General features: G+C 61.7%; 28 protein-coding genes. 16 read left to right on the top strand and 12 right to left on the bottom strand.

Going from position 1 to position 24,959, the window contains the following annotated elements:
• Window positions 1-254: 254 nt before the first annotated feature.
• Genes metX through BLU24_RS03040 form a run of 6 tightly spaced genes read left to right on the top strand, consistent with a single transcriptional unit; the run spans window position 255 to window position 4,628 of the window.
• Window positions 255-1,394 carry a homoserine O-succinyltransferase MetX gene (gene metX / locus BLU24_RS03065; RefSeq protein ID WP_090287151.1) on the top strand — a complete coding sequence of 380 codons (1,140 nt, stop codon included), beginning with the start codon at window positions 255-257 and terminating at the stop codon, window positions 1,392-1,394.
• A gap of 7 nt (window positions 1,395-1,401) precedes the next feature.
• On the top strand, window positions 1,402-2,022 hold the full coding sequence (metW, locus tag BLU24_RS03060) for a methionine biosynthesis protein MetW (RefSeq protein WP_090287153.1): 621 nt from the start codon (window positions 1,402-1,404) through the stop codon (window positions 2,020-2,022).
• A gap of 25 nt (window positions 2,023-2,047) precedes the next feature.
• Entirely contained in the window at window positions 2,048-2,482 is a 435-nt protein-coding gene (locus BLU24_RS03055) for a DUF4426 domain-containing protein (protein ID WP_093097454.1), read from the top strand.
• Entirely contained in the window at window positions 2,479-3,075 is a 597-nt protein-coding gene (rdgB, locus tag BLU24_RS03050) for an RdgB/HAM1 family non-canonical purine NTP pyrophosphatase (protein WP_093097451.1), read from the top strand. The genes BLU24_RS03055 and rdgB overlap by 4 nt, the downstream gene beginning before the upstream one ends.
• The gene (gene hemW, locus BLU24_RS03045) at window positions 3,072-4,277 is read left to right on the top strand and encodes a radical SAM family heme chaperone HemW (RefSeq protein WP_093097448.1); all 1,206 of its coding nucleotides are present in this window, start codon (window positions 3,072-3,074) and stop codon (window positions 4,275-4,277) included. The genes rdgB and hemW overlap by 4 nt, the downstream gene beginning before the upstream one ends.
• A 27-nt stretch (window positions 4,278-4,304) precedes the next feature.
• Complete coding sequence (locus BLU24_RS03040) at window positions 4,305-4,628, top strand: DUF3392 domain-containing protein (RefSeq protein ID WP_003229134.1); 324 nt, start codon at window positions 4,305-4,307, stop codon at window positions 4,626-4,628.
• Between the two features lie 129 nt (window positions 4,629-4,757).
• Here BLU24_RS03040 and trmB read toward each other — a convergent pair whose 3' ends face one another.
• The 4 genes from trmB to BLU24_RS03020 form a co-directional block, all read right to left on the bottom strand.
• Complete coding sequence (gene trmB, locus BLU24_RS03035; protein WP_093097446.1) at window positions 4,758-5,483, bottom strand: tRNA (guanosine(46)-N7)-methyltransferase TrmB; 726 nt, start codon at window positions 5,481-5,483, stop codon at window positions 4,758-4,760.
• A gap of 9 nt (window positions 5,484-5,492) precedes the next feature.
• The gene (locus BLU24_RS03030; RefSeq protein ID WP_090287163.1) at window positions 5,493-6,287 is read right to left on the bottom strand and encodes a thiazole synthase; all 795 of its coding nucleotides are present in this window, start codon (window positions 6,285-6,287) and stop codon (window positions 5,493-5,495) included.
• Window positions 6,288-6,476: 189 nt separating this feature from the next.
• Window positions 6,477-6,677 carry a sulfur carrier protein ThiS gene (gene thiS / locus BLU24_RS03025; RefSeq protein WP_172833235.1) on the bottom strand — a complete coding sequence of 67 codons (201 nt, stop codon included), beginning with the start codon at window positions 6,675-6,677 and terminating at the stop codon, window positions 6,477-6,479.
• 71 nt (window positions 6,678-6,748) lie between these two features.
• Entirely contained in the window at window positions 6,749-7,129 is a 381-nt protein-coding gene (locus BLU24_RS03020) for a DUF423 domain-containing protein (RefSeq protein ID WP_093097444.1), read from the bottom strand.
• A gap of 74 nt (window positions 7,130-7,203) precedes the next feature.
• On the opposite strand from BLU24_RS03020, the gene mtgA reads away from it, so the two are divergent.
• Window positions 7,204-7,926, top strand: coding sequence for a monofunctional biosynthetic peptidoglycan transglycosylase (mtgA, locus tag BLU24_RS03015; RefSeq protein ID WP_093097442.1), 723 nt, complete (start codon window positions 7,204-7,206; stop codon window positions 7,924-7,926).
• Window positions 7,927-8,134: 208 nt separating this feature from the next.
• On the opposite strand, the gene rpoH is transcribed toward mtgA, so the two are convergent.
• The 4 genes from rpoH to ftsY form a co-directional block, all read right to left on the bottom strand.
• On the bottom strand, window positions 8,135-8,989 hold the full coding sequence (gene rpoH, locus BLU24_RS03010) for an RNA polymerase sigma factor RpoH (protein WP_007913617.1): 855 nt from the start codon (window positions 8,987-8,989) through the stop codon (window positions 8,135-8,137).
• Window positions 8,990-9,104: 115 nt separating this feature from the next.
• Window positions 9,105-10,130, bottom strand: coding sequence for a permease-like cell division protein FtsX (gene ftsX / locus BLU24_RS03005; RefSeq protein WP_093097439.1), 1,026 nt, complete (start codon window positions 10,128-10,130; stop codon window positions 9,105-9,107).
• A complete protein-coding gene (gene ftsE, locus BLU24_RS03000; RefSeq protein ID WP_093097437.1) occupies window positions 10,127-10,798 on the bottom strand; it encodes a cell division ATP-binding protein FtsE in 672 nt (223 codons plus the stop codon). The genes ftsX and ftsE overlap by 4 nt, the downstream gene beginning before the upstream one ends.
• Window positions 10,795-12,288: a signal recognition particle-docking protein FtsY gene (gene ftsY, locus BLU24_RS02995; protein WP_093097434.1), complete on the bottom strand. Its 1,494-nt coding sequence runs from the start codon at window positions 12,286-12,288 to the stop codon at window positions 10,795-10,797. The genes ftsE and ftsY overlap by 4 nt, the downstream gene beginning before the upstream one ends.
• Window positions 12,289-12,632: 344 nt before the next feature.
• Between ftsY and BLU24_RS02990 the strand changes: the two genes are divergently transcribed.
• The 4 genes from BLU24_RS02990 to BLU24_RS02975 all read left to right on the top strand — a co-directional run bounded on the left by BLU24_RS02990 (window position 12,633) and on the right by BLU24_RS02975 (window position 17,148).
• Entirely contained in the window at window positions 12,633-13,988 is a 1,356-nt protein-coding gene (locus BLU24_RS02990; protein ID WP_093097431.1) for a M16 family metallopeptidase, read from the top strand.
• The gene (locus BLU24_RS02985) at window positions 13,981-15,471 is read left to right on the top strand and encodes a M16 family metallopeptidase (protein WP_093097428.1); all 1,491 of its coding nucleotides are present in this window, start codon (window positions 13,981-13,983) and stop codon (window positions 15,469-15,471) included. The genes BLU24_RS02990 and BLU24_RS02985 overlap by 8 nt, the downstream gene beginning before the upstream one ends.
• Window positions 15,471-16,085, top strand: a complete 615-nt coding sequence (rsmD, locus tag BLU24_RS02980) for a 16S rRNA (guanine(966)-N(2))-methyltransferase RsmD (protein WP_090287180.1) — start codon at window positions 15,471-15,473, stop codon at window positions 16,083-16,085. Before BLU24_RS02985 ends, rsmD begins: the two co-directional genes overlap by 1 nt.
• Window positions 16,086-16,152: 67 nt before the next feature.
• Window positions 16,153-17,148 carry a hydrolase gene (locus BLU24_RS02975; protein ID WP_093097425.1) on the top strand — a complete coding sequence of 332 codons (996 nt, stop codon included), beginning with the start codon at window positions 16,153-16,155 and terminating at the stop codon, window positions 17,146-17,148.
• A 98-nt stretch (window positions 17,149-17,246) separates the two neighbouring features.
• Here BLU24_RS02975 and BLU24_RS02970 read toward each other — a convergent pair whose 3' ends face one another.
• Both BLU24_RS02970 and BLU24_RS02965 read right to left on the bottom strand, forming a co-directional pair.
• Window positions 17,247-18,101, bottom strand: a complete 855-nt coding sequence (locus BLU24_RS02970; RefSeq protein WP_093097423.1) for a sulfurtransferase — start codon at window positions 18,099-18,101, stop codon at window positions 17,247-17,249.
• Between the two features lie 30 nt (window positions 18,102-18,131).
• A complete protein-coding gene (locus BLU24_RS02965) occupies window positions 18,132-18,803 on the bottom strand; it encodes a TetR/AcrR family transcriptional regulator (RefSeq protein ID WP_007913599.1) in 672 nt (223 codons plus the stop codon).
• Window positions 18,804-18,950: 147 nt separating this feature from the next.
• Here BLU24_RS02965 and BLU24_RS02960 point away from each other — a divergent pair, with 147 nt between their 5' ends.
• The 5 genes from BLU24_RS02960 (at window position 18,951) to BLU24_RS02940 (ending at window position 23,635) form a co-directional block, all read left to right on the top strand.
• Entirely contained in the window at window positions 18,951-20,381 is a 1,431-nt protein-coding gene (locus BLU24_RS02960) for a coniferyl aldehyde dehydrogenase (RefSeq protein WP_093097420.1), read from the top strand.
• A gap of 29 nt (window positions 20,382-20,410) precedes the next feature.
• A complete protein-coding gene (locus BLU24_RS02955; protein WP_093097417.1) occupies window positions 20,411-20,956 on the top strand; it encodes a twin-arginine translocation pathway signal protein in 546 nt (181 codons plus the stop codon).
• Window positions 20,957-21,090: 134 nt separating this feature from the next.
• Window positions 21,091-22,686, top strand: a complete 1,596-nt coding sequence (locus tag BLU24_RS02950; RefSeq protein WP_093097415.1) for a GMC family oxidoreductase — start codon at window positions 21,091-21,093, stop codon at window positions 22,684-22,686.
• Window positions 22,687-22,801: 115 nt separating this feature from the next.
• Entirely contained in the window at window positions 22,802-23,281 is a 480-nt protein-coding gene (gene coaD / locus BLU24_RS02945) for a pantetheine-phosphate adenylyltransferase (protein ID WP_042606545.1), read from the top strand.
• A gap of 102 nt (window positions 23,282-23,383) precedes the next feature.
• A complete protein-coding gene (locus BLU24_RS02940) occupies window positions 23,384-23,635 on the top strand; it encodes a YfhL family 4Fe-4S dicluster ferredoxin (RefSeq protein ID WP_003195146.1) in 252 nt (83 codons plus the stop codon).
• A gap of 129 nt (window positions 23,636-23,764) precedes the next feature.
• Here the strand turns inward: BLU24_RS02940 and BLU24_RS02935 are convergent, their stop codons facing one another.
• Together BLU24_RS02935 and mutM are read right to left on the bottom strand one after the other, a co-directional pair.
• Entirely contained in the window at window positions 23,765-24,088 is a 324-nt protein-coding gene (locus BLU24_RS02935) for a multidrug transporter (RefSeq protein WP_090287190.1), read from the bottom strand.
• 56 nt (window positions 24,089-24,144) lie between these two features.
• On the bottom strand, window positions 24,145-24,957 hold the full coding sequence (mutM, locus tag BLU24_RS02930; RefSeq protein ID WP_090287192.1) for a bifunctional DNA-formamidopyrimidine glycosylase/DNA-(apurinic or apyrimidinic site) lyase: 813 nt from the start codon (window positions 24,955-24,957) through the stop codon (window positions 24,145-24,147).
• Window positions 24,958-24,959 lie beyond the last annotated feature (2 nt).

Below are 24,959 nucleotides of genomic sequence, written 5' to 3'. Positions count from 1 at the left end.
GGCGGTCGTCTTGATGTCGGCGTCGCCTGCGCCCCTCACCCCAGCCCTCTCCCGAGGGAGAGGGAGCCGATCGGGTTGTTTTCAAGACCTGAGTCGACCCGATATCTCGGGCCAGCGTCACTCTGAAGATCACCGCGGTCAGTCCCCTCTCCCTCCGGGCGGTCCGACGCTTCGGGAGGGTTAGGGTGAGGGCCGCTTGCCGCTACTCCCCCCGGTCTTTAGACTTACGCCTCATTTCAACGAGAGCAGGGTCGATGCCAACTGCCTTTCCCCCCGATTCTGTTGGTCTGGTCACGCCGCAAACCGCGCACTTCAGCGAGCCGCTGGCGCTGGCCTGTGGCCGTTCGCTGGCCGCCTATGACCTGATCTACGAAACCTACGGCACGCTGAACGCGCAGGCGAGCAACGCCGTGCTGATCTGCCACGCGCTGTCCGGCCATCATCACGCGGCCGGCTATCACAGCGTCGACGACCGCAAGCCCGGTTGGTGGGACAGCTGCATCGGTCCCGGCAAGCCGATCGACACCAACAAGTTCTTCGTGGTCAGCCTGAACAACCTCGGCGGCTGCAACGGCTCCACCGGCCCGAGCAGCGTCAATCCGGAGACCGGCAAGCCGTTCGGCGCCGACTTCCCGGTGCTCACCGTGGAAGACTGGGTGCACAGCCAGGCACGCCTGGCCGACCTGCTCGGCATCGCCCAGTGGGCGGCGGTGATCGGCGGCAGCCTCGGCGGCATGCAGGCGCTGCAGTGGACCATCACTTACCCGGACCGCGTGCGTCACTGCCTGGCCATCGCCTCGGCGCCGAAGCTGTCGGCGCAGAACATTGCGTTCAACGAAGTGGCGCGGCAGGCGATTCTCACCGACCCGGAATTCCACGGTGGCTCATTCCAGGAACAAGGCGTGATCCCCAAACGCGGGCTGATGCTGGCGCGCATGGTCGGGCACATCACCTACCTGTCCGACGACTCGATGGGCGAAAAATTCGGCCGCGGCCTGAAGAGCGAAAAGCTCAACTACGACTTCCACAGTGTCGAGTTCCAGGTCGAAAGCTACCTGCGCTACCAGGGCGAAGAGTTCTCCGGACGCTTCGATGCCAACACTTATCTGTTGATGACCAAGGCGCTGGATTACTTCGATCCGGCGGCGAACTTCAACGATGATCTGGCGAAAACCTTCGAAAACGCCACGGCGAAATTCTGCGTGATGTCGTTCACCACTGACTGGCGTTTCTCCCCGGCCCGCTCGCGCGAGCTGGTCGACGCGCTGATGGCTGCGCGCAAGGACGTCAGTTATCTGGAAATCGACGCACCGCAGGGCCACGACGCCTTTCTGATTCCGATCCCGCGTTATTTGCAGGCGTTCGGCAATTACATGAACCGCATCACGCTGTGAGAAAGCCATGAGAGCTGATCTGGAAATCATCCAGGAATGGATCCCCGCCGGCAGCCGCGTCCTCGACCTGGGTTGCGGTAATGGCGAGCTGCTGAGCTGGCTGCGCGACAACAAGCAAGTCACCGGCTATGGCCTGGAAAACGACGCCGAGAACATTGCCGAGTGCGTAGCCAAAGGCATCAACGTCATTGAGCAGGATCTGGACAAGGGACTGGGCAATTTCGCCAGCAACAGTTTCGACATCGTCGTCATGACCCAGGCCCTGCAAGCCGTGCACTACCCGGACAAGATCCTCGACGAAATGCTGCGGGTCGGCCGTCAGTGCATCATCACTTTCCCGAACTTCGGCCACTGGCGCTGCCGCTGGTACCTGGCGAGCAAGGGCCGCATGCCGGTGTCCGAGTTTCTGCCGTACACCTGGTACAACACGCCGAACATCCACTTCTGTACGTTTGAAGACTTTGAAGCACTGTGCCGCGAACGTGACGCCAAGGTCATTGATCGGCTTGCCGTGGATCAACAGCACCGCCACGGGTGGGCCAGTAAGCTATGGCCTAATCTGTTAGGTGAAATCGGTATCTACCGGGTCAGCAGCCCGCTGTTGGCCGACCACAAGGTCGCGGTCTGAGCCGGTTTATTCGAGGAGCACGAACATGAGTCGTCTAGCGTTGTTGTTATTGACTGCCTGCCTGAGCGCCAGCGCCCTGGCGGCGGACGTCATCAAAGGCGAGCGCCAGGAAACCTTCGGCGACGTCACGGTGCACTACAACACCTTCAACTCGACGTTCCTGCAACCGGACATCGCCAGGGCTGCCGAGCTGATCCGCAGCAAGCACCAGGGCGTGATCAACGTCTCGGTGATCAAGGACGGCAAACCGCTGATCGCCAGTGTCACCGGCACGGTCAAGGACCTGACCAGCGCCAGCGTGCCGCTGAATTTCCGCCAGGTTACCGAACAGGGCGCGATCTACTACATCGCCCAATACCCGGTGCCGCAGCAGGAAACCCGCACCTTCGAAATCAAGGTGCAGAACGGCGACAAGATCAACACCCTCAATTTCAACCAAGAACTCTTTCCCGGCGAATGATGAACATCAAGCAGCTCGTACTGGCCAGCCACAACGCCGGCAAACTCAAAGAACTTCAAGCGATGCTCGGCGACTCGGTGCAACTGCGCTCGATCGGCGAGTGGAGCAAGGTCGAGCCGGAAGAGACCGGCCTGTCGTTCGTCGAAAACGCGATTCTCAAGGCACGCAACGCTGCACGCATTTCCGGGCTGCCGGCGCTGGCCGACGATTCCGGTCTGGCGGTGGATTGCCTCGGTGGTGCGCCGGGCATTTATTCCGCACGTTACGCCGATGGCAAGGGCGATGCGGCGAACAACGCCAAACTGCTCGACGCTTTGAAAAATGTGCCGGAAGCCGAGCGCGGCGCGCAGTTCGTCTGCGTGCTGGCGCTGGTGCGTCACGCTGACGATCCGTTGCCGATTCTGTGTGAAGGCCTTTGGCAGGGGCGGATTCTGACCGCGGCCAGCGGCGAACACGGTTTTGGTTATGACCCGCTGTTCTGGGTGCCGGAACGTAACGTGTCCAGCGCCGAGCTGAGCCCGGCGGCCAAGAACCAAATCAGCCACCGCGCCCGCGCCATGGTGCTGCTGCGCCAGCGTCTGGGTTTGCAATGACCCGTGACGCTTCTGCGTCGTCGCTGATTGTCGGCGGCGCCGCCTCCTCGCCTCGGGCCCCGCTGCCAACGCTGCCGCCCCTGTCGCTGTACATCCATATTCCGTGGTGCGTGCGCAAATGCCCGTATTGCGACTTCAACTCGCACACCGCGAGCCCCGTGCTGCCGGAGCAGGAATACGTCGATGCGCTGCTGGCCGATCTCGATCAGGATCTGCATGCGGTGTATGGCCGTAAGCTGACCTCGATTTTCTTCGGCGGTGGGACGCCCAGCCTGTTCAGTGCCGAAGCCCTTGGACGTTTGTTGAAGGGCGTCGAGCAGCGCATTTCGTTTGCTGACGACATCGAAATCACCCTTGAGGCGAATCCTGGCACCTTCGAACAAGAGAAATTCGTCGCCTACCGCAAGCTCGGCATCAACCGGTTGTCGATCGGCATCCAGAGCTTCCAGCAGGAAAAACTCAAGGCGCTCGGGCGTATCCACAATGGCGACGAAGCGGTGCGTGCGGCAGGTATGGCGCGCCAGGCCGGGTTCGATAACTTCAATCTCGACCTGATGCACGGCCTGCCCGATCAATCGCTGGACGATGCCTTGAGCGATCTGCGCCAGGCCATCGAACTGCAACCGACGCACATTTCCTGGTATCAGCTGACGCTGGAGCCGAACACGGTGTTCTGGAACCAACCGCCAGTGCTGCCGGAAGACGACACGCTGTGGGATATTCAAGAGGCCGGGCAAGCGCTGCTGGCCGAGCACGGTTACGCGCAGTACGAAGTCTCGGCCTATGCCCAGCCCGGCAAACCGGCGCGGCATAACCTCAATTACTGGAGCTTCGGCGACTTCATCGGCATCGGCGCGGGTGCGCACGGCAAGCTTAGCCACCCCGACGGGCGCATCGTGCGCACCTGGAAAACACGGCTGCCCAAGGACTATCTCAACCCGGCGAAAAACTTCCAGGCCGGCGAAAAAACCCTGAGCAACGATGAGCTGCCGTTCGACTTCCTGATGAACGCGTTGCGCCTGACCGCGGGCGTCGAATCACGCCTCTACCCGGAGCGCACCGGCCTGTCGCTGGACACGCTTGCCGAAGGCCGGCGCGAGGCCGAACAAAGCGGCCTGATGCAGGTCGAACCGTCACGTCTGGCGGCCACCGAGCGCGGACAATTGTTCCTCAACGACTTGCTGCAACAATTTCTGAGCTGAGCCCAACGGCGGCCTAAGGATAAACCCATGGATTTGATACTCGACCTGCTCGCCACCGTCTCCCGCTGGAGCCGCAGCAACCTCTCGGAAATCGCCCTGGCACTGGTCGGTTGCCTGCTGGTGCTGTTCGGTGCGGATTTCAAAGGTTGGGTCGAGCAACGCCTGGGCAGCATCGCCGGCGCCCTGCGCGTACCGCTGATGGCCTTGCTGTGCGTGATCGGCAGCGGCGCCGCACTGATCTACGCCACGCCGTGGGTAGTCAAGGGCTTGAGCCAGTTCAACAACTACAGCCTGGCGCCAGTGTTGCTGGTGGTGCTCGTATTGATCGGCGTAGTCGCCGACCGCCGCTAAATTCAATACACCAAAAAACACTGTAGGAGTGAGCCTGCTCGCGATAGCGGTATGTCAGTCGGCATAAATATTGACTGATCCACCGCTATCGCGAGCAGGCTCACTCCTACATTGGGGATTGCGTGAGGCTCAGGCGATCTTTTCGAACTTCAGATCCCACACGCCATGACCAAGTCGTTCGCCGCGGCGTTCGAATTTGGTGATCGGGCGTTCGGCCGGGCGCGGTACGCATTTGCCGTCTTCGGCGAGGTTGCGATAGCCCGGGGCGACGCTCATCACTTCCAGCATGTACTCGGCGTACGGTTCCCAGTCGGTGGCCATGTGCAGAATGCCGCCGACCTTCAACTTGCTGCGCACCAGTTCAGCGAAGGACGCCTGAACGATACGGCGCTTGTGGTGACGACTCTTGTGCCACGGGTCCGGGAAAAACAGCATCAGCCGGTCAAGGCTGTTGTCGGCGATGCAACGGTTGAGCACTTCGATCGCGTCGCAGTCGTAGACTCGCAGGTTGGTCAGACCCTGCGTCAGTACGCCGTTGAGCAGCGCGCCGACACCCGGACGGTGCACTTCAACGCCGATGAAATCCTGCTCCGGCGCAGCCGCCGCCATTTCCAGCAGCGAGTGGCCCATGCCGAAACCGATTTCCAGCGAGCGCGGTGCCGAGCGGCCGAAGACCTGGTCGTAATCGACCGGCGCATCAGCCAACGGCAGCACGTACAGCGGCGCGCCCTGGTCCAGACCGCGCTGCTGGCCTTCGGTCATGCGCCCGGCACGCATCACGAAACTCTTGATGCGGCGGTGTTGGCGCTCGTCGCCTTCGTCCGGCTGGACAGGCGTGTCGTTCGATTCAGTCATCAATGGCTCTTACTTGATCAGACCATCCAGCGGCGAAGAGGCGCTGGCATAGAGTTTTTTCGGCATACGGCCGGCGAGGTAGGCCAGACGACCCGCGACGATGGCGTGTTGCATGGCTTGCGCCATCATCACTGGCTGCTGGGCGTGGGCAATGGCCGAGTTCATCAACACCGCATCGCAACCCAGCTCCATGGCGATGGTTGCGTCGGACGCAGTGCCGACACCGGCATCGACCAGCACAGGGATTTTCGCTTCTTCGAGGATGATCTGCAGGTTGTACGGATTGCAGATGCCCAGACCGGAACCGATCAGGCCGGCCAGCGGCATTACGGCGATGCAGCCGATTTCCGCCAGTTGCCGGGCGATGATCGGGTCATCGCTGGTGTAGACCATCACGTCGAAGCCTTCCTTGACCAGCGTTTCCGCGGCCTTGAGGGTTTCGATCACGTTGGGGAACAGGGTTTTCTGGTCAGCCAGCACTTCCAGCTTCACCAGGTTGTGGCCGTCGAGCAGCTCACGGGCCAGGCGGCAGGTGCGCACGGCTTCGACGGCGTCGTAGCAACCGGCGGTGTTCGGCAGGAACGTGTAGCGCTCCGGCGACAGCACGTCGAGCAGGTTCGGCTCGCCTTCGATCTGACCGAGGTTGGTACGGCGCACGGCGAAGGTGACGATCTCGGCACCCGAGGCTTCGATGGCCTGACGGGTTTCTTGCATGTCACGGTACTTGCCGGTACCGACCAGCAAACGCGACTGGTAGGTACGACCGGCCAGCACAAAAGGCTTGTCGCTACGAACGATGCTCATAAGGAATCCTCTTTAGGAGTGAGGGTCTTGCAGAATGCTTCAATAACCAAACGCTGTGAAAACGTCGCGAGCGAAGTAAAGACAAGGCAAAAACAGGCGAGGAAGCGGAGTCTACTGGTTGTAAATGAGCATTCCGAGCCTGTTTTTAACGCAGTATTTACGAGCGCAGCAGTTTTCACAGTGTTTGGATCAGCCGCCGCCGATGGCGTGTACTACTTCGACGTTATCGCCGTCGTTCAGCGTGGTGTCGGCATGCTGGCTGCGCGGGACGATATCCAGATTGAGTTCGACTGCTACCCGGCGTCCGGTCAGTTCCAGGCGGGTAATCAGCGCCGCAACGGTCTCGCCGTCGGGCAATTCAAGGGGTTCGCCGTTCAATTGAATGCGCATGCACAACGCCGCCATCATTTTTAGGGGCTGGCATTCTAGCCCGATCATGACCTAAAGGTCAGTACCAAGCGTCAAGCGGTTGGCTGCAAACGCCAGGCGGCGAGGCCGAGGCAAACCCAACCGATCAGAAACGAGAGGCCGCCGAATGGGGTGATGATGCCGAGCTTGCTGATACCCGTCATGGTCAACACGTACAGGCTGCCGGAGAACAACAGAATGCCGACGGCAAAGGACACGCCGGCCCAAGTGATCAGCCGCCCCGGAATCTGCGTGGCCAGAAGCGCGACCCCGAACAGCGCGAGGGTGTGCACCAGTTGATAGGTGACGCCGGTGTGGAAAATCGTCAGGTATTCCGGGGTCAGGCGATTTTTCAGGCCGTGGGCGGCGAACGCGCCCAACGCGACCCCTGTGAAACCGAAAAAAGCGGCCAGCATCAAAAAGCCACGCAGCATTGGGAACTCCAGTCAGACGCAATCGGCAGGGTCTGTATAATGGCCCGCTCCACCGGTTCGGCCAAGCCATCTCTATGCTGCGTTCCATATTCCGTCGTCTTGTGAAGGCTCTGCTCTGGTTCGCCGGTGGCAGCATTCTGTTGGTGCTGCTGTTTCGCTTCGTGCCGCCACCGGGCACCGCGCTGATGGTCGAGCGCAAGATCGAATCGTGGATCGACGGCGAGCCGATCGACCTGCAGCGCACCTGGAAGCCGTGGGACGAGATCTCCGACGATCTGAAAGTGGCGGTGATTGCCGGCGAAGACCAGAAATTCCCCGAGCACTGGGGCTTTGATCTGCGCGCGATCCAGGCCGCCCTCGCCCACAACGAACTGGGCGGTTCGATTCGCGGCGCCAGTACCCTGAGCCAGCAAGTGTCGAAAAACCTGTTCCTCTGGGCCGGACGCAGTTATCTGCGCAAGGGGCTCGAGGCCTGGTTTACCGCGCTGATCGAGGTGTTCTGGCCCAAGCAGCGGATTCTCGAGGTGTACCTGAACAGCGTCGAATGGGATGACGGCGTGTTTGGCGCCGAAGCGGCGGCTCGTCATCACTTTGGCGTGAGTGCGAAGTCGCTGTCGCGACAGCAGGCGAGTTATCTGGCGGCGGTGTTGCCTAATCCGCGGGTATGGAGCGCAAGCCGGCCAACCGGTTATGTATCGCGCCGGGCCGGGTGGATTCGGCAGCAGATGAGTCAGTTGGGTGGCGATAGTTATTTGTTGGGCCTCAATGATTCGCGGCGGGCGCCGTGGTCCCGATAGCCAGTCACTGTTCTTGTAGACACTGAAAACCCCTGTGGGAGCGGGCTTGCCCGCGATAGCAGTAGTTCAGCCAACATCTACATGACTGAAAGGACGCCATCGCTGGCAAGCCAGCTCCCACAAGGATTGATGCCGCCCTGAAATACGAGCATAAAAAAACGCCCCGATCATCGCTGATCGGGGCGTTTTTGTTTGCCGGGGGCGCCGGTTAAGCGGCGATCGACAATTTGAGCTTGTTCATCGCGCTTTTCTCAAGCTGACGAATCCGCTCGGCCGACACGTTGTACTTCTGCGCCAGGTCGTGCAGCGTGGCTTTTTCTTCGGCCAGCCAGCGCTGGTAGAGGATGTCGCGGCTGCGTTCGTCCAGCACTTCCAGCGCTTCGTGCAGGTTGCTGTTGGAGTTGTCGCTCCAGTCGGCATCTTCCAGCTGACGCGCCGGGTCGTACCGGTGGTCTTCCAGGTAATTGGCCGGCGACTGGAAAGCGCTGTCGTCGTCCGCTTCCGCGGCCGGGTCGAAGGCCATGTCATGGCCGGTCAGGCGACTTTCCATCTCGCGCACTTCGCGCGGTTCGACACCGAGGCTTTCCGCCACACGGTGGACTTCCTCGTTGTTCAGCCACGCCAGACGCTTCTTCTGGCTGCGCAGGTTGAAGAACAGCTTGCGCTGGGCCTTGGTGGTCGCGACTTTCACAATGCGCCAGTTGCGCAGGATGAACTCGTGAATTTCCGCCTTGATCCAGTGCACGGCGAACGACACCAGGCGCACGCCCATTTCCGGGTTGAAGCGCTTCACGGCCTTCATCAGGCCGACGTTACCTTCCTGGATCAGGTCAGCCTGAGCCAGACCGTAGCCGGAATAGCTACGGGCAATGTGTACGACAAATCGCAGGTGGGCGAGCACCATCTGCCGAGCCGCCCCCAGATCCTGCTCATAGTAGAGACTCTCGGCCAGTTCACGCTCCTGCTCCGGCGTCAGCAATGGAATGCTGTTCACGGTGTGCACATAGGCTTCCAGGTTCGCACCCGGAACCAACGCGTACGCAGGTTGCAAAGAATTGGTCATGCGAAAAAACCTCCCACTTACATACTCGTGCCTCTCGGCACTGCGAAAAATTGACCGGGAACTCAGGTACAAGTTCCCATAAAAACCGCAAGGTCAATCACGCGCAAAAAAGATTCTACTTCGGCGCCAGCTCCCTGAGATGACGTGCGACTGCAATCCATGCACCGATATAACCCAACAGCACCGCGCCAAGCAAGAGCGACAGACCGTCCGCCACTGGTACACCGGCCAGGGCGAAATCACTGCCGTACAAGCCGGCCAGTCCGACCACCGCATCGTTCAGCCAGTTCAGGCCGAACGCCAATACACCCCAGGACAACAGCCCTGCACCGAAGCCATACAACGCGCCCATATAAAGGAAGGGACGCCTTACATAACTGTCAGTGCCGCCGACGAGTTTAATCACTTCTATCTCGGTGCGGCGGTTTTCAATATGAAGACGAATGGTATTGCCTATCACCAAAAGTAATGCAGAAACCAGCAGCACCGTCAGACCGAAGACAAACCGATCGCCCAGCTTGAGGATGGCGGCCAGACGCTCGACCCAGACTAGATCAAGTTGCGCCTGTTGTACCTTGGGCAACTCGGAAAGTTTTTGTCTTAATGCTTCGAGTGTCGGCTTGTCGACTTCGTTCGGTGTCACCAGCACCACACCGGGCAAAGGGTTCTCGGGCAGTTCGCGCAGGGCTTCGCCGAGGCCGGACTGCTGCTGGAATTCCTCGAGCGCCTGATCGCGGCCGACATATTCAGCATCAGCGACGCCGGGCATGCCTTTGATCTGCTCGCGCAACGACTCGCCCTGCTCTGGCGTCGCATCGAGTTGCAGGTACAAAGAGATCTGCGCCGCGCGCTGCCACGAACCGCCGAGACGTTCGACATTGTTCAGCAGCAGCGACAAGCCCATCGGCAAGCTCAACGCCACGGCCATCACCATGCAGGTGAAAAAGCTGCCGATCGGCTGTTTGCCGAGGCGGCGCAGGCTGTCGAGCAGGCTGGCACGATGACTTTCAATCCAGGCGCGGAACAGCGTGGCGAAGTCCGGGCCGTCATCATCGTCGTGTTTTTTCTTTTTCGGCGGCTGCGGATCGGCGGCTTTCGGCGCCACACGTTCGGAAACCTTCGGGCTGCGTGTCGCACTCATATTCCGGCCTCCCCGTCGCCGATCAAGCGGCCGCGTTGCAGTGTGAGCATGCGGTGACGCATGCGTGCGATCAGTGCCAGGTCATGACTGGCAATCAGCACGCTGGTGCCCAGACGGTTGATGTCTTCAAACACACCCATGATTTCCGCCGCCAGACGCGGGTCGAGGTTACCGGTCGGTTCGTCCGCCAGCAGCAAGGCCGGGCGATGGACGATGGCGCGGGCGATGCCGACGCGCTGTTGTTGACCGGTGGACAGGTCGCCCGGGTACAGATCGGTTTTATCCGACAGCGCTACGCGCTCCAGCGCCGAATCGACGCGCTTGGCGATTTCGGCCTTGGACAGGCCGAGGATCTGCAACGGCAAGGCGACGTTGTTGAACACCGTACGATCAAACAGCAACTGGTGATTCTGGAACACCACGCCGATCTGCCGGCGCAGAAACGGAATCTGCGCGTTGCTGATGGTGCTCAGGTCCTGCCCGGCGAGCAGCAGTTTGCCACTGGTCGGCCGCTCCATCGCCAGCAACAGGCGCAACAGCGTGGATTTACCGGCACCAGAGTGGCCGGTGACAAACAAGAACTCGCCACGACGCACTCGAAAGCTCAGCTCATGCAAGCCGACGTGACCGTTCGGGTAGCGTTTACCGACCTGTTCGAAACGAATCATGAACGCTCCCGCTCGGCAAACAATGCCTGGACAAAGGGTTCGGCTTCAAAAGTACGCAAGTCATCAATGCCTTCGCCGACGCCGATGTAGCGGATCGGCAGACCGAACTGCTTGGCCAGGGCGAAGATGACCCCACCCTTGGCTGTGCCATCGAGTTTGGTCAGGGCCAGGCCGGTCAGTTCGACGGTCTGGTTGAATTGCTTGGCCTGGTTGATCGCGTTCTGCCCGGTGCCAGCGTCGAGCACCAGCAGCACTTCGTGCGGCGCATCGGCGTCGAGCTTGCCAATGACCCGGCGGACCTTTTTCAGCTCTTCCATCAGGTTGTCTTTGGTGTGCAGACGACCGGCGGTGTCAGCGATCAACACGTCGATGCCACGGGCCTTGGCGGCCTGCACGGCGTCGAAGATCACCGAAGCCGAATCGGCACCGGTGTGCTGGGCGATGACCGGGATCTTGTTGCGCTCGCCCCAGACCTGCAATTGCTCGACTGCCGCGGCACGGAAGGTGTCACCGGCGGCCAGCATGACTTTCTTGCCTTCCAGTTGCAGCTTCTTCGCCAGTTTGCCGATGGTGGTGGTTTTGCCGGCGCCGTTGACGCCGACCACCAGAATCACGAACGGCTTGTTCTGCGAGGCGATCTTCAGCGGTTGTTCGACCGGCTTGAGCATGGCGGCCAGTTCGGCCTGCAGCGACTTGTACAGCGCATCGGCGTCGGCCAGCTCTTTGCGCGCAACCTTCTGGGTCAGGCGCTGGATGATCTGCGTGGTGGCTTCGACACCGACGTCGGCGGTAAGCAGACGGGTTTCGAGGTCGTCGAGCAAATCGTCATCGATGGTTTTGCGGCCGAGGAACAGGCTGGCCATGCCCTCGCCGATGCTCGCGCTGGTCTTGGACAGGCCTTGCTTGAGGCGGGCGAAGAAACCGGCTTTGGTTTCTTCGGTGCGCGGGGCTTCTACAGGGGGTTCGGCAGGCGCTTCATCCGGCACGACTGGCGCAGCGACAACCGGCGCAGGCACTGGAGCAGGAGCAGGTGCAGGTGCTGGCTCGGGCGCTTGCACGACCGGAGCCACTGGCGCAGGAACAACCGGCGCCGGCTCGATGACCGCTTCCACCACCGGCTCGGGCTCGACAGCAGGCGCCCCCGCCACTTCCGGAATCGCCGGCGTCACATGCGGCGCTGCCTCTTCAACGAAGGCCACCGGTTCTTCTGCCACCGGCAAGGTCAGCCACGGCTCGGCGGTCGGCGTCAGCGGCAGTTCGGCAGCGGCCGGCGCTTCAGGTTCGGCTTCAGCCTCCGGTTGCAGCACGGGTTCAGTGATCGGCAGCACAATCGGCGCCGGCTCTTCTTCTATAACTGGCGCTGCAGGCTCAGGAATCGCGGGCGGCTGTTCGACGACGGGTTCCTGCGGTTTTTTCCGCAGCCATCCGAACAGGCTTTTCTTCTCGCCAGCCGCAGCTGGGCTCTTCTTGTCGTCGTTGGAACCAAACATGGAGGACGGCTATCTCACGGTAGCGACGCGCCAACAAGGCGCCCCGGCAAATAAATATTCGATGCAGAACAGACTGTGTTTCACCCAGCTTGTTCACGCGCAACATTTTGTCGAGGCGCCAAAGGCACCTCAAGGATCGTTTTAACGAAGGGTTAAACCGGTAAAAATCGGCGAAAAAGCGCACTCTGGTCTATAAAACGCAGCCTTCTGCCATGAACCCATACAGCCCAATCAGCGTTCGAAGCCTGATAGACGTGGTCGCCGGTAAAACGGATCAGTATCCTAGCACCTCCTCGCCCGCCTAGGCTAAGACCAGGCAGGCAGCCCAACAGGTTAAAAAACGAATGAATGCTCTAGCCCGCCGCGCTGCAGGCCTGCTGCTTTGCACAGTCTGCCTGCCCCTTTCGGCCCTGGCGGCCGACCCGCAACCGACCCACGAATTCATCCTCGACAACGGCCTCAAGGTCGTTGTGCGCGAAGACCATCGCGCGCCGGTGGTGGTTTCGCAGATCTGGTACAAGGTCGGCTCCAGCTACGAAACCCCGGGCCAGACCGGTCTGTCTCACGCCCTCGAGCACATGATGTTCAAGGGCAGCGAGAAAGTCGGCCCCGGCGAAGCCTCGCTGATCCTGCGGGATCTGGGCGCCGAAGAGAATGCCTTCACCAGTGACGACTTCACTGCGTACTACCAGGTGCTGGCCCGTGATCGTCTGGGCGTGGCCTTCGAGTTGGAAGCCGACCGCATGGCCAACCTGCGCCTGCCGGCCGACGAATTCGCCAAGGAAATCGAAGTCATCAAGGAGGAGCGTCGGCTGCGCACCGATGACAAGCCGATGTCCAAGGCTTACGAGCGTTACAAGGCGATGGCCTACCCGGCGAGCGGCTATCACACGCCGACCATCGGCTGGATGGCTGACCTCGACCGCATGAAGGTCGAAGAGCTGCGCCACTGGTATCAGTCCTGGTACGTGCCGAACAATGCCACGCTGGTGGTGGTCGGCGACGTCACCCCGGACGAGGTGAAAAACCTCGCCCAGCGCTATTTCGGCCCGATCGCCAAGCGCGACGTGCCCCCGGCGAAAAAGCCGCTGGAACTGGCTGAACCGGGCGAGCGCCAGATCACCCTGCGCGTGCAAACCCAGCTGCCGAGCCTGATGCTCGGCTTCAACGTACCCAGCATCGCCACCGCTGAAGACAAGCGCTCGGTCAACGCCCTGCGCCTGATCTCGGCACTGCTCGATGGTGGCTACAGCGGTCGTATTCCGACACAGCTCGAACGTGGTGAAGAACTGGTGTCCGGCGGCTCCTCGGACTATGACGCCTATACCCGTGGCGACAGCCTGTTCACCCTGTCCGCCACTCCGAACACGCAAAAGAAAAAGACCATCGCTCAGGCGGAGGCCGGGTTGTGGAAACTGCTGGAGCAACTGAAAACCACCGCGCCGTCGGCCGCAGAGCTGGAGCGCGTGCGTGCGCAGGTGATTGCCGGTCTGGTCTTCGAGCGTGATTCGATCACCAGCCAGGCCACCGCCATCGGCCAACTGGAAACAGTCGGTCTGTCGTGGAAGCTGATGGACACCGAGCTGGCCGACCTGGAAAGCGTGACCCCGCAAGATATCCAGAACGCCGCGAAAAAGTATTTCACCCGCGAACGTCTCAGCGTCGCCCACGTCCTGCCTTTGGAGACGACTCATGAGTGAGCGCAAAGCCCCACGCCTGATGCTGCTTGGCCTGATCGCTGTCGCGGTGATCGGCTCGGCGGCGGTTTATCTGTCGCCAAGCGCTGACAGCCATGCCAGCGAAGCGCTGGATAACGCCAAGTCCACGCAGAAACTGCAATCGCTGGCCGAACTCGACGGCAAGGCACCGGCCAGCCGCAAGCTTGACGTACAGACCTGGAGCACCGCCGAAGGCGCCAAGGTGCTGTTCGTCGAAGCCCACGAGTTGCCGATGTTCGACATGCGTCTGATCTTCGCCGCCGGCAGCAGTCAGGACGGCAACGCAGCGGGGCTGGCGGTGTTGGCCAACGCGATGCTCAACGAAGGTGTGGCCGGCAAAGATGTCGGCGCCATCGCGCAGGGTTTTGAAGGTCTCGGTGCGGATTTCGGCAACGGCGCGTTCAAGGACATGGCGCTCGCTTCGTTGCGCAGTCTGAGCGCGGCCGACAAACGTGAACCGGCGCTGAAGCTGTTTGCCGAAGTGGTTGGCAAACCGACCTTCCCCGCCGACTCCTTCGCGCGCATCAAGAACCAGATGCTGGCCGGTTTCGAATACCAGAAACAGAACCCCGGCAAACTCGCCAGCCTCGAGCTGATGAAACGCTTGTACGGCGATCACCCGTACGCGCATTCAAGCGACGGCAACGCGCAAAGCGTGCCGAAGATCACCCTGGCGCAGCTGCGTGATTTCCACGCCAAGGCTTACGCCGCCGGTAACGCGGTGATTGCGCTGGTCGGTGACTTGTCGCGCGCCGAAGCCGAGGCGATTGCCAATCAAGTGTCCGGCGCACTGCCAAAAGGCCCGGCGCTGGCGAAAATCGCAGCACCACAGGAGCCGAAAGCCAGCGTCAATCACATCGAGTTCCCGTCGAAGCAAACCAACCTGATGCTCGCGCAACTGGGCATCGACCGCGACGACCCGGATTACGCTGCGCTGTCGATGGGCAACCAGATCCTTGGTGGTGGCGGTTTCGGCACGCGCCTGATGAGTGAAGTGCGCGAGAAACGTGGCCTGACCTACGGCGTGTACTCGGCATTCAGCCCGATGCAGGCCCGCGGCCCGTTCATGATCAACCTGCAGACCCGCGCGGAAATGAGCGAAGGCACCCTGAAGCTGGTGCAGGACGTACTTGCCGATTACCTGAAAACCGGGCCAACGCAAAAAGAGCTCGACGACGCCAAACGCGAACTGGCCGGCAGCTTCCCACTGTCCACTGCGAGCAATGCCGATATCGTCGGCCAGCTCGGGGCGATGGGCTTCTATAATCTGCCGCTGAGCTATCTCGACGATTTCATGCGTCAGTCGCAGAGACTGACCGTCGAAGAAGTGCGCGACGCGCTGAACAAACACCTGAGCACGGACAAAATGGTCATCGTCACCGCTGGCCCGACCGTGCCGCAAAAGCCGTTACCGGCCCCATCTGATAAACCTGCCGAGCAACCGCTCGGGGTTCCGGAGCATTAATGGCAACTCGTTCCCCCAAGAAACCTGCGCACAACGTCCACAACGGTGTGAACCAGTTGCGCATCATTGGCGGCCAATGGCGCAGCCGCAAGCTGAGCTTCCCCGACGCGCCGGGCCTGCGCCCGACGCCGGACCGTGTGCGCGAAACCCTGTTCAACTGGCTGGCGCCGTACGTTGAAGGGGCCAAGGTGCTCGACCCGTTCGCCGGCAGCGGCGCGCTGTTTCTCGAAGCGCTGTCCCGTGGCGCGGCGATGGGCCAGGCACTGGACGCGAGCAACATCGCCGTGTCCAGCCTTAAGGAACACCTCGGCACTCTGCGCTGCACCAACGGCCAGGTGCAGACCGCCGACGCCTTGCGCTATCTGGAAACCCAGACCGCTACGCCGTTCGATCTGGTATTCCTCGATCCGCCGTTCAACCAGAACCTGCTGCCGGCGGTGTGCACGCTGCTGGAAGAGCGGCAGTGGCTGGCGGCCGATTCGTGGATCTACACTGAAAGCGAAACCGCGCCGTCGACCCTCGGCCTGCCGGGCAATTGGCGCCTGCACCGCGAACAAAAATCCGGTCGGGTCTACTACGCGCTGTGGCAGCGTTCGACGCACATCGACGCCTGACCTGTAGCGAGCGACAACCTGTGACAAGGGAGCCTGCTCCCTTGTCCTACGCACATCGAGAACCATCGTGCCCCCTTCGTCTGAACGCTTCGTCCCCGCCTTCGGCCTCGGAAATCCGCACTTGCAGACTTTGTGGGGCCCGCTGTGGCGCAAAACCGTGCACATCGAGCGCGAGCGTGAGCGCCTATGGCTGGAAGACGGCGATTTTCTTGACCTCGACTGGCACGGCCCGCACAGCGCCGAGGCGCCATTGGTACTGGTGTTGCACGGGCTGACCGGCTCTTCCAACTCGCCTTACGTGGCCGGCATCCAAAAGGCCCTGGCTGATCAGGGCTGGGCCAGCGTTGCGCTGAACTGGCGTGGCTGTTCGGGCGAACCGAACCTGCTGCCGCGCAGCTACCATTCCGGCGCCAGCGAAGATCTGGCCGAGACCATCAAACACTTGCATGCGAAACGCCCGCTGGCGCCGTTGTTTGCTGTCGGCTACTCGCTCGGTGGCAACGTTCTGCTCAAGCATCTGGGCGAGAGCGGCAGCGCCAGTGGCCTGCAGGGCGCGGTGGCGGTCTCGGTGCCATTCCGCCTCGATCAGTGCGCCGACCGTATCGGCCAGGGTTTCTCCAAGGTTTATCAGGCGCACTTCATGCGCGAGATGGTCGCTTACATCAAGAACAAGCAGCGGCAGTTTCAGCATGACGGTCGCGAGGATGGTCTGGCGAAACTGGCGGCGCTCGGTTCGCTGGAAAACATGCGCACGTTTTGGGATTTCGACGGCCGCGTGACCGCACCACTGCATGGTTTCGACGACGCCGAGGATTACTATCGCCGCGCCTCGAGTCGCTATTTTCTCGGCGAGATTCGCACGCCGACCCTGATCATCCAGGCGGCGGACGATCCGTTCGTATTCCCGCACAGTCTGCCGCAGGCCGATGAGCTGTCGGCTTGCACGCACTTCGAGCTGCAGCCGCGCGGCGGGCATGTCGGTTTTGTCGATGGCTCGGTTCGCATGCCGGGTTACTACCTGGAGCGACGGATTCCGCAGTGGTTGCGCACACAGCCCCTGTAGGAGTGAGCCTGCTCGCGATGGCGTCCTGTCAGTCACTTAATCTTTAACTGACACACCGCCATCGCGAGCAGGCTCACTCCTACAGGGGTACGCGTTGTTTATTCGCCCGTGGCAATGCCTCGCGAGGGTTCGTTGATCCACTCGCTCCACGACCCGGCATACAGAGCACCCAGCGGATAACCGGCCAGGCACAGGGCGAACAGGTTATGACACGCCGTCACCCCCGAGCCGCAGTAGGCAACCAACTCCGACGGCGAGCGATCGCCCAGTTTCGCCGCAAAACGCTGCTTGAGCTGATCAGCCGGCAGAAAGCGCCCGTCGCTGCCGAGGTTGTCGGTGAACGCCGCGCACTGCGCACCGGGAATGTGCCCGGCGACCGGATCAATCGGTTCCACTTCGCCTTTGAAGCGCGGCAGCGCGCGGGCATCGATCAAGGTCAATGACGGTTGACCCAGGCGCTGCTGCAATTGCTCGGCGCTAAACAGCAGGCTCATGTCTGGCTGTCCACTGAAATGGCCGCGGGCGATGGTCGGCGGATCCAGACTCAGCGGCAGCCCCGCCGCATGCCAGGCCTTGAGCCCGCCGTCGAGAATGAACACGCCGTCGCGCTTGCCCAGCCACGCCAGCAACCACCACGCCCGTGCCGCGTAGGCACCCGGGCCGTCGTCGTAGAGGACCACATCGCTGTCATTGCTGATGCCCCACCCTTGCAGGCGCTCGATCAGCGCCGCCGGCTCGGGCAGCGGATGACGGCCGCTCACGCCCTTGATGACTTTGCCGCTCAGGTCCCGTTCGAGATCGGCGAAGCTTGCCCCGGCGATGTGCCCTTCGGCGTAGCTGCGCTGACCGTAGTCCGGGTCTTCGAGGGCGAAACGACAATCGAGGATCACCAGCCCCGGCTGCGCCTTGCGGGCGTCCAGTGCGACGGGGCTGATCAGTTGCGCAATCGGCATAACGGGCTCCTGGGTATCAACACAAAAGGCTTATTTGACGTCTTCGAGGGCTTGGGCCAGCGGCACGTAGAACTCTTCGAACAGCGCATTGACCTCGTCGCGCGCCTGCTCGGTGACAAACCCGGCCTCCAGCACCAGCACCTGGTACACGCCACGCTTGATGGCTTGTTCACTGAGGTGATTGGAGTTTTCCCGGGTGGTGCACAGGAACCGTACCCACGAGGTCAGGATGATCCAGGCGTTGAGCGTCAGCGATTCGATCTGCACGCGGTCCATGTCGAGAATGCCGGCGGCGACGAAACCTTCGTAGATCGCTGCGCCTTGAATCACGCAGCGCTGGGAAAAGCGCCGGTAACGCGCGGCCAGCTCCGGATCGCTGTCGAGCAGGTGTTCGAGGTCGCGGTGCAGAAAACGGTAGCGCCACATCGCCGAGAGCAGTTCCTTGAGATAGAAACGCTTGTCTTCGACCGTCGCTGCCCGCCCCTGCGGCGGGCGCAGGAAGCTGTCGACCAGGCTTTCGTACTCACTGAACAGCACGGCGATGATCGCCTGCTTGTTGGGGAAGTGGTAGTACAGGTTGCCCGGAGAAATCTCCATGTGGGCGGCAATGTGGTTGGTGCTGATACTGCGCTCGCCCTGCTGATTGAACAGTTCGAGGCTGTTGAGCACGATACGCTCGCTGGTTTTTATTCGTGGGGCCATGGCTTGAGCTTTAATTCAGAGTGCGTGTGGAGGCATCTTACGACCTAACCGGAAATGGATAAAACACTGCGGTGCATGGAAGTCATTTGACTTTCTAGAGCATAGACTCTAAAAAGCTCGTCACTACAATAAAATCCGGAGCAGACCATGACTGCCGATATTGCCTATCTGCAAACGCTGCAGCCCGCGCTGGCCGAGCTGGATCGGTTGTTCGAGGCGCAACGTTCCGCCTACGCCGCCAATCCGATGCCGCCTGCGGCGCAGCGCCAGCAATGGCTCAAGGCACTGGCGGATCTGCTCAGCAGCGAACGGCAGGCCTTGATCGCCGCCATCAGCGCGGATTTCAGTCATCGCAGCGCCGATGAAACCCTGCTCGCCGAACTGATGCCGAGCCTGCACGGCATTCATTACGCCAGCCGTCATCTCAAAGGCTGGATGAAAGCCTCGCGGCGCAAGGTCGGCGTGGCGTTTCAGCCGGCTTCGGCAAAAGTGGTCTATCAGCCGCTGGGCGTGGTCGGCGTGATCGTGCCGTGGAATTACCCGTTGTATCTGGCCGTCGGCCCGCTGGTCGGCGCGCTGGCGGCGGGCAATCGGGTGATGCTCAAACTCAGCGAGTCGACCCCGTCCACCGGGCTGCTGCTCAAGGAACTGCTGGCGCGAATTTTCCCCGAAGACCTGGTCTGCGTGGTGCTCGGCGAGGCCGATATCGGCGTGGCGTTTTCCCGCCTGCGCTTCGATCACTTGCTGTTCACCGGCGCCACCAGCATCGGCAAACATGTGATGCGCGCCGCGGCGGAAAACCTCACCCCGGTGACCCTCGAACTGGGCGGCAAATCCCCTGCCATCGTCTCGCAGGATGTGCCGCTCAAGGACGCCGCCGAGCGCATCGCCTTCGGCAAGACCCTGAACGCCGGGCAGACCTGCGTCGCCCCGGATTACGTGCTGGTGCCGGAAGATCGCGTCGGCGCTTTCGTCGAAGCCTACCGCCAGGCCGTGCAAGGTTTTTACCCGACGCTGGCCGACAATCCGGACTACACGGCGATCATCAACGACCGTCAGTTGGCACGTCTCAACAGCTACGTCAGCGATGCGACCAGCAAGGGTGCACTGCTGATTCCGCTGTTCGAACAGGGCCAGGGCCGACGCATGCCGCACAGCGTGCTGCTGAATGTCAGCGATGAGATGACCGTGATGCAGGACGAAATCTTCGGCCCACTGCTGCCAATCGTGCCGTATCGGGATTTGCAGCAGGCATTTGCTTACATCAATCAGCGCCCACGTCCTCTGGCTCTTTACTACTTTGGCTACGACAAACGCGAACAGCAGCGCGTGCTGCATGAAACCCATTCCGGCGGCGTGTGCCTCAACGACACGCTGCTGCATGTCGCGCAGGACGACATGCCGTTCGGCGGCATCGGTGCGTCCGGCATGGGTCATTACCACGGTCACGAAGGTTTCCTGACGTTCAGCAAAGCCAAAGGCGTGCTGATCAAACAGCGTTTCAACGCCGCCAGGCTGATCTACCCGCCCTACGGCAAAACCGTGCAGAAGCTGATTCAGAAGCTGTTCATTCGCTAAACGCTGGTCACCGCCGGGTAATAAAAACAATGCACCCAAGCCTGACTGAAACACCCGCGCTGTCGCGCCGTGGCCTGCTTAAATTCAGCCTCGGCGCCACAGCGTTCCTCGCCACCGCCGGTCTCGGCGCCAGCCTCAGTGGCTGCTCGGCGAGCATCGCGGCCAACGGTTTTATCTCACTGCGCGACGGCGATCTGCTGTTTCTGCGCGCGCTGATTCCGGTGATGCTCGACGGCGCCGTCGCGGCCGAGAAGCTGCCGACTGCGGTCGATGGCACGCTCAAGTCGCTGGACTACAGCCTCGATCACCTGTCGCCGGAAATGCTCAAGCTCACCCGACAACTGTTCGACGTGCTGGGCATGGCGGTCACGCGCGGGCCGCTCACCGGCATCTGGGGCAGTTGGGAAAACGCCAGCCCTGCGGCCATGCGGCATTTCCTCGAGCGCTGGGAAAACAGCTCGTTGAGCCTGTTGCGCATGGGCCATAGCTCGCTGCAACAGATGGTGATGATGGCGTGGTACACCCGCCCGGAATCCTGGGGGCACTGCGGATATCCCGGCCCGCCCACGGTTTGAGAATCGCGCCGCTCCCTTCGCGAGCAGGCTCGCTCCCACATAAGGAATGCACTTCAAATGTGGGAGCGAGCCTGCTCGCGAAGGGGCCAGTCGCCACACCTTGCATCCAAAAATAATAAAAGAGAGCCCGACCGATGCCCGTACCCGATCCTTTCCGCGAAGGCCTCGCCCGCGGCTGGAAAACCTACAACGGTTCGCAACTGACCGACGACCTGACCCTTGAAGCCGACGTAGCGATCATCGGCAGCGGCGCTGGCGGCGGTACCACTGCGGAAATCCTCAGCGCGGCCGGTTACAAAGTCCTGCTGATCGAAGAAGGCCCGCTGAAAACCAGCTCCGACTTCAAACTGCTTGAGGCCCAGGCCTACAGCAGCCTTTATCAGGAAGGCATCGGGCGTATGAGCAAGGACGGTGCGATCACCATTCTGCAAGGCCGTGCGGTCGGCGGCACGACGCTGATCAACTGGACTTCGAGCTTTCGCACACCCGATCCGACCCTCGAACACTGGGCCAGGGAACACAACGTCAAAGGCCACAGCCCGGCCGAAATGGCACCGTGGTTCGAAAAAATGGAGCAACGCCTCGGTGTTGCGCCATGGTTGGTGCCGCCGAACGCCAATAACGATGTAATCCGCAAAGGCTGCGAACAGCTCGGCTACAGCTGGCATGTGATCCCGCGCAATGTGCGCGGCTGCTGGAATCTCGGTTATTGCGGCATGGGCTGCCCGGCCAATGCCAAGCAATCGATGCTGGTCACGACTATTCCGGCGACTCTGGAAAAGGGCGGCGAGTTGCTCTATCTGGCGCGAGCGGAAAAACTGCTGATCAGCGGCGACAAGGTCACCGGTTTGCAGTGCGTGGCCATGGACGAGCGCTGCGTCGAGCCGACCGGTAAACGCATCACCGTCCAGGCGCGGCATTACGTGCTGGCCGGCGGCGGCATCAACAGCCCGGCGCTGCTGCTGCGCTCGGACGCGCCGGACCCGCACGAAAATCTTGGCAAACGCACCTTTCTGCACCCGGTGAATATGTCCGCCGCGCGCTTCGACGAAGTCATCAACCCGTTCTACGGCGCGCCACAGTCGATCTACTCCGACCATTTCCAGTGGAAGGACGGCATCACCGGGCCGATGGCCTTCAAACTCGAAGTGCCGCCACTGCACCCGGCACTCGCGGCGACGTTGCTCGGCGGCTTCGGTGCTGAAAATGCGCAGCACATGGCCGACCTGCCGCACACCCACGCCATGCTCGCCTTGCTGCGTGACGGCTTTCACCCGGACAGCATTGGCGGCTCGGTCGAGCTGCGCGGCGACGGTTCGCCGGTGCTCGACTATCAAGTTTCGCCCTACGCCTGGGACGGTTTGCGCCGGGCCTTTCACGTCATGGCGGAAATCCAGTTCGCCGGCGGCGCGAAATCGGTGATGCCGATGCATGCCGACGCGCGCTACGTGAAAACCCTGGCTGAAGCGCGCAGTCTCATCGACGGTTTGAGCCTTGAGCTGTATCGCACGCGCCTGGGCAGCGCCCATGTGATGGGCGGCTGCGCCATGGGTGAGGATGCCAAAAGCGCGGCGACCGACAGCCTCGGGCGCCATCATCAATTGGCCAATCTGTCGATTCACGACGGCTCGCTGTTCCCCACCAGCATTGGCGCCAACCCGCAATTGTCGGTGTATGGCCTGACCGCGAAACTGGCGACATCCCTCGCCGATCGGCTGAGAAACCCATGAAAAAACCGACGATTGCCGGCGTCTATAGTGCTTTCCTACCAAACACGCGACTTGGCCGACCGGTTAGGCTGCGATACCATCCGACTCCCCAACGGACTCCCGCCAGGACGACGCGATGAACCGAGTGTTGTACCCAGGTACCTTCGACCCTATTACCAAGGGCCATGGCGATCTGGTCGAACGCGCCTCGCGCCTGTTCGACCATGTGATCATTGCCGTCGCCGCCAGCCCGAAAAAGAACCCGCTGTTCCCGCTGGAACAACGCGTGGAACTGGCGCGCGAAGTCACCCGGCACTTGCCGAACGTGGAAGTGGTCGGCTTTTCGACGCTGCTGGCGCATTTCGCCAAAGAGCAGAACGCCAATGTGTTCCTGCGTGGTTTGCGCGCGGTGTCGGACTTCGAATACGAATTTCAGCTGGCCAACATGAACCGTCAGCTGGCGCCGGATGTGGAGAGTCTGTTTCTCACGCCGTCGGAACGTTATTCGTTCATTTCCTCGACGCTGGTGCGCGAAATTGCCGCGCTGGGCGGCGATATCAGCAAGTTCGTCCACCCGGCTGTGGCCGACGCGCTGACCCTGCGCTTCAAAAAGTAACGACCGTTCAAACGGCGCCCGCGTGCACTGCGGGCGCCAATGCGGCACAATTGCGCGCATTGATTTATAGCGCCCGGGCCTGCCGCCCCGGCTGGAGTTAGCATGTCCCTGATCATCACCGACGATTGCATCAACTGCGACGTCTGCGAACCCGAGTGCCCGAACGCCGCCATTTCCCAGGGCGAAGAGATCTACGTGATCGACCCCAACCTGTGCACCCAGTGCGTCGGCCACTACGACGAACCGCAGTGCCAGCAGGTCTGTCCGGTGGATTGCATTCCGCTGGACGAAGCGCATCCTGAGACTGAAGAGCAGTTGATGGAGAAGTACCGCAAGATCACGGGCAAGGCCTGATTTTTCAGCGCCTGTCAGGTCCTCATCGCCAGCAGGCTGGCTCCCACATTTGAAATGCATTCCAATGTGGGAGCCAGCCTGCTGGCGATAGGGCCATCAGCCACACTGCTGAAATCTGATCTGATCAGCTCACTCGCGCTGCTCAAACCCCTCCCCCGTACACCCCAGACAGCGCACAAACGCCGCCTTCGCCGGGTCCACCACCAGCGCCTGCCCCGCATCGCCGACCCCGCCACCCAGCGCGGTGAACGGCAACGACACGACAAACGCGCCGGCACCAATCACCGTCGCCACGACCAATAACGGCCGGGCGATCAGCAGGTCGCCGAGCATGGCGTAGGCCGGTGGGTTCTGGATGGTGTAGCGCGGATCACCGCTGCCGCTTTCCGAGGCCCGGGCGACCAGACTGGAACACAACAGCAGTGTGACGAAGAGGACTTGCGGGCATTTCATGGCGCGATCCTTCGGGCTGAGCAGTGAGACTTCTCACTATAGACCCAAGGATTTTTTCAGGTCTGGCAGCGCGGGCAGAACACGCTGGCGCGCTGGCCGAGCTTGACCTCGCGCAGGCCAGTGCCGCAGACCTTGCAGTGTTCACCGCCGCGGCCGTAGACAAACAGCTCCTGCTGGAAATACCCCGGCTGCCCGTCGCCGCCGATGAAATCGCGCAATGTGGTGCCGCCGCGCTCGATCGCTGCGGCGAGGATGCGTTTGATCTCGATCGCCAGCTTCAGATAGCGCCCTCGGGAAATTCCCCCGGCCGCTCGGCGCGGGTCGATGCCGGCGGCGAACAGCGCTTCGGTCGCATAGATGTTGCCGACCCCGACCACCACCGCGTTGTCCATGATGAACGGCTTGACCGCCATCGCCCGCCCGCGTGACAGCTGAAACAACCGCTCGCCATCGAACAGATCGGTCAACGGCTCCGGCCCGAGGCGAATCAGCAATTCATGATTGAGCGGATCGCTGCTCCACAACATCGCACCGAAACGCCGTGGATCGGTGTAGCGCAGCGCCAGCCCCGACTCCAGTTCGATGTCGACGTGCTCGTGCTTGAGCGCCGGCAACCCGGCTTCGACCAGGCGCAGATTGCCCGACATGCCCAGATGGCTGATCAGCGTGCCGACTTCTGCATTGATCAACAGGTATTTGGCGCGGCGCTCGACCAGCACGATGCGCTGCCCTGACAGGCGCACATCGAGGTCTTCGGGGATCGGCCAGCGCAACCGCCGATCCCGCACGATCACCCGGCTGACCCGCTGGCCTTCCAGATGCGGGGCAATGCCGCGGCGGGTGGTTTCGACTTCCGGCAGTTCAGGCATGC

This window comes from Pseudomonas sp. Z003-0.4C(8344-21), assembly GCF_900104975.1.
GTDB classification, from domain to species: Bacteria; Pseudomonadota; Gammaproteobacteria; order Pseudomonadales; family Pseudomonadaceae; genus Aquipseudomonas; species Aquipseudomonas granadensis.
The sequence above is the reverse complement of the archived record's forward strand: the minus strand, read 5'-3'. Positions and strand labels throughout refer to the sequence as shown.

Bases quoted from the DNA above. Each gene is read 5' to 3' on its own strand.
- metX (WP_090287151.1), top strand. From the start codon at position 255: ATGCCAACTGCCTTTCCCCCCGATTCTGTTGGTCTGGTCACGCCGCAA.
- metW (WP_090287153.1), top strand. From the start codon at position 1,402: ATGAGAGCTGATCTGGAAATCATCCAGGAATGGATCCCCGCCGGCAGC.
- BLU24_RS03055 (WP_093097454.1), top strand. From the start codon at position 2,048: ATGAGTCGTCTAGCGTTGTTGTTATTGACTGCCTGCCTGAGCGCCAGC.
- rdgB (WP_093097451.1), top strand. From the start codon at position 2,479: ATGATGAACATCAAGCAGCTCGTACTGGCCAGCCACAACGCCGGCAAA.
- hemW (WP_093097448.1), top strand. From the start codon at position 3,072: ATGACCCGTGACGCTTCTGCGTCGTCGCTGATTGTCGGCGGCGCCGCC.
- BLU24_RS03040 (WP_003229134.1), top strand. From the start codon at position 4,305: ATGGATTTGATACTCGACCTGCTCGCCACCGTCTCCCGCTGGAGCCGC.
- trmB (WP_093097446.1), bottom strand. From the start codon at position 5,483: ATGACTGAATCGAACGACACGCCTGTCCAGCCGGACGAAGGCGACGAG.
- BLU24_RS03030 (WP_090287163.1), bottom strand. From the start codon at position 6,287: ATGAGCATCGTTCGTAGCGACAAGCCTTTTGTGCTGGCCGGTCGTACC.
- thiS (WP_172833235.1), bottom strand. From the start codon at position 6,677: ATGCGCATTCAATTGAACGGCGAACCCCTTGAATTGCCCGACGGCGAG.
- BLU24_RS03020 (WP_093097444.1), bottom strand. From the start codon at position 7,129: ATGCTGCGTGGCTTTTTGATGCTGGCCGCTTTTTTCGGTTTCACAGGG.
- mtgA (WP_093097442.1), top strand. From the start codon at position 7,204: ATGCTGCGTTCCATATTCCGTCGTCTTGTGAAGGCTCTGCTCTGGTTC.
- rpoH (WP_007913617.1), bottom strand. From the start codon at position 8,989: ATGACCAATTCTTTGCAACCTGCGTACGCGTTGGTTCCGGGTGCGAAC.
- ftsX (WP_093097439.1), bottom strand. From the start codon at position 10,130: ATGAGTGCGACACGCAGCCCGAAGGTTTCCGAACGTGTGGCGCCGAAA.
- ftsE (WP_093097437.1), bottom strand. From the start codon at position 10,798: ATGATTCGTTTCGAACAGGTCGGTAAACGCTACCCGAACGGTCACGTC.
- ftsY (WP_093097434.1), bottom strand. From the start codon at position 12,288: ATGTTTGGTTCCAACGACGACAAGAAGAGCCCAGCTGCGGCTGGCGAG.
- BLU24_RS02990 (WP_093097431.1), top strand. From the start codon at position 12,633: ATGAATGCTCTAGCCCGCCGCGCTGCAGGCCTGCTGCTTTGCACAGTC.
- BLU24_RS02985 (WP_093097428.1), top strand. From the start codon at position 13,981: ATGAGTGAGCGCAAAGCCCCACGCCTGATGCTGCTTGGCCTGATCGCT.
- rsmD (WP_090287180.1), top strand. From the start codon at position 15,471: ATGGCAACTCGTTCCCCCAAGAAACCTGCGCACAACGTCCACAACGGT.
- BLU24_RS02970 (WP_093097423.1), bottom strand. From the start codon at position 18,101: ATGCCGATTGCGCAACTGATCAGCCCCGTCGCACTGGACGCCCGCAAG.
- BLU24_RS02965 (WP_007913599.1), bottom strand. From the start codon at position 18,803: ATGGCCCCACGAATAAAAACCAGCGAGCGTATCGTGCTCAACAGCCTC.
- BLU24_RS02960 (WP_093097420.1), top strand. From the start codon at position 18,951: ATGACTGCCGATATTGCCTATCTGCAAACGCTGCAGCCCGCGCTGGCC.
- BLU24_RS02955 (WP_093097417.1), top strand. From the start codon at position 20,411: ATGCACCCAAGCCTGACTGAAACACCCGCGCTGTCGCGCCGTGGCCTG.
- BLU24_RS02950 (WP_093097415.1), top strand. From the start codon at position 21,091: ATGCCCGTACCCGATCCTTTCCGCGAAGGCCTCGCCCGCGGCTGGAAA.
- coaD (WP_042606545.1), top strand. From the start codon at position 22,802: ATGAACCGAGTGTTGTACCCAGGTACCTTCGACCCTATTACCAAGGGC.
- BLU24_RS02940 (WP_003195146.1), top strand. From the start codon at position 23,384: ATGTCCCTGATCATCACCGACGATTGCATCAACTGCGACGTCTGCGAA.
- BLU24_RS02935 (WP_090287190.1), bottom strand. From the start codon at position 24,088: ATGAAATGCCCGCAAGTCCTCTTCGTCACACTGCTGTTGTGTTCCAGT.
- mutM (WP_090287192.1), bottom strand. From the start codon at position 24,957: ATGCCTGAACTGCCGGAAGTCGAAACCACCCGCCGCGGCATTGCCCCG.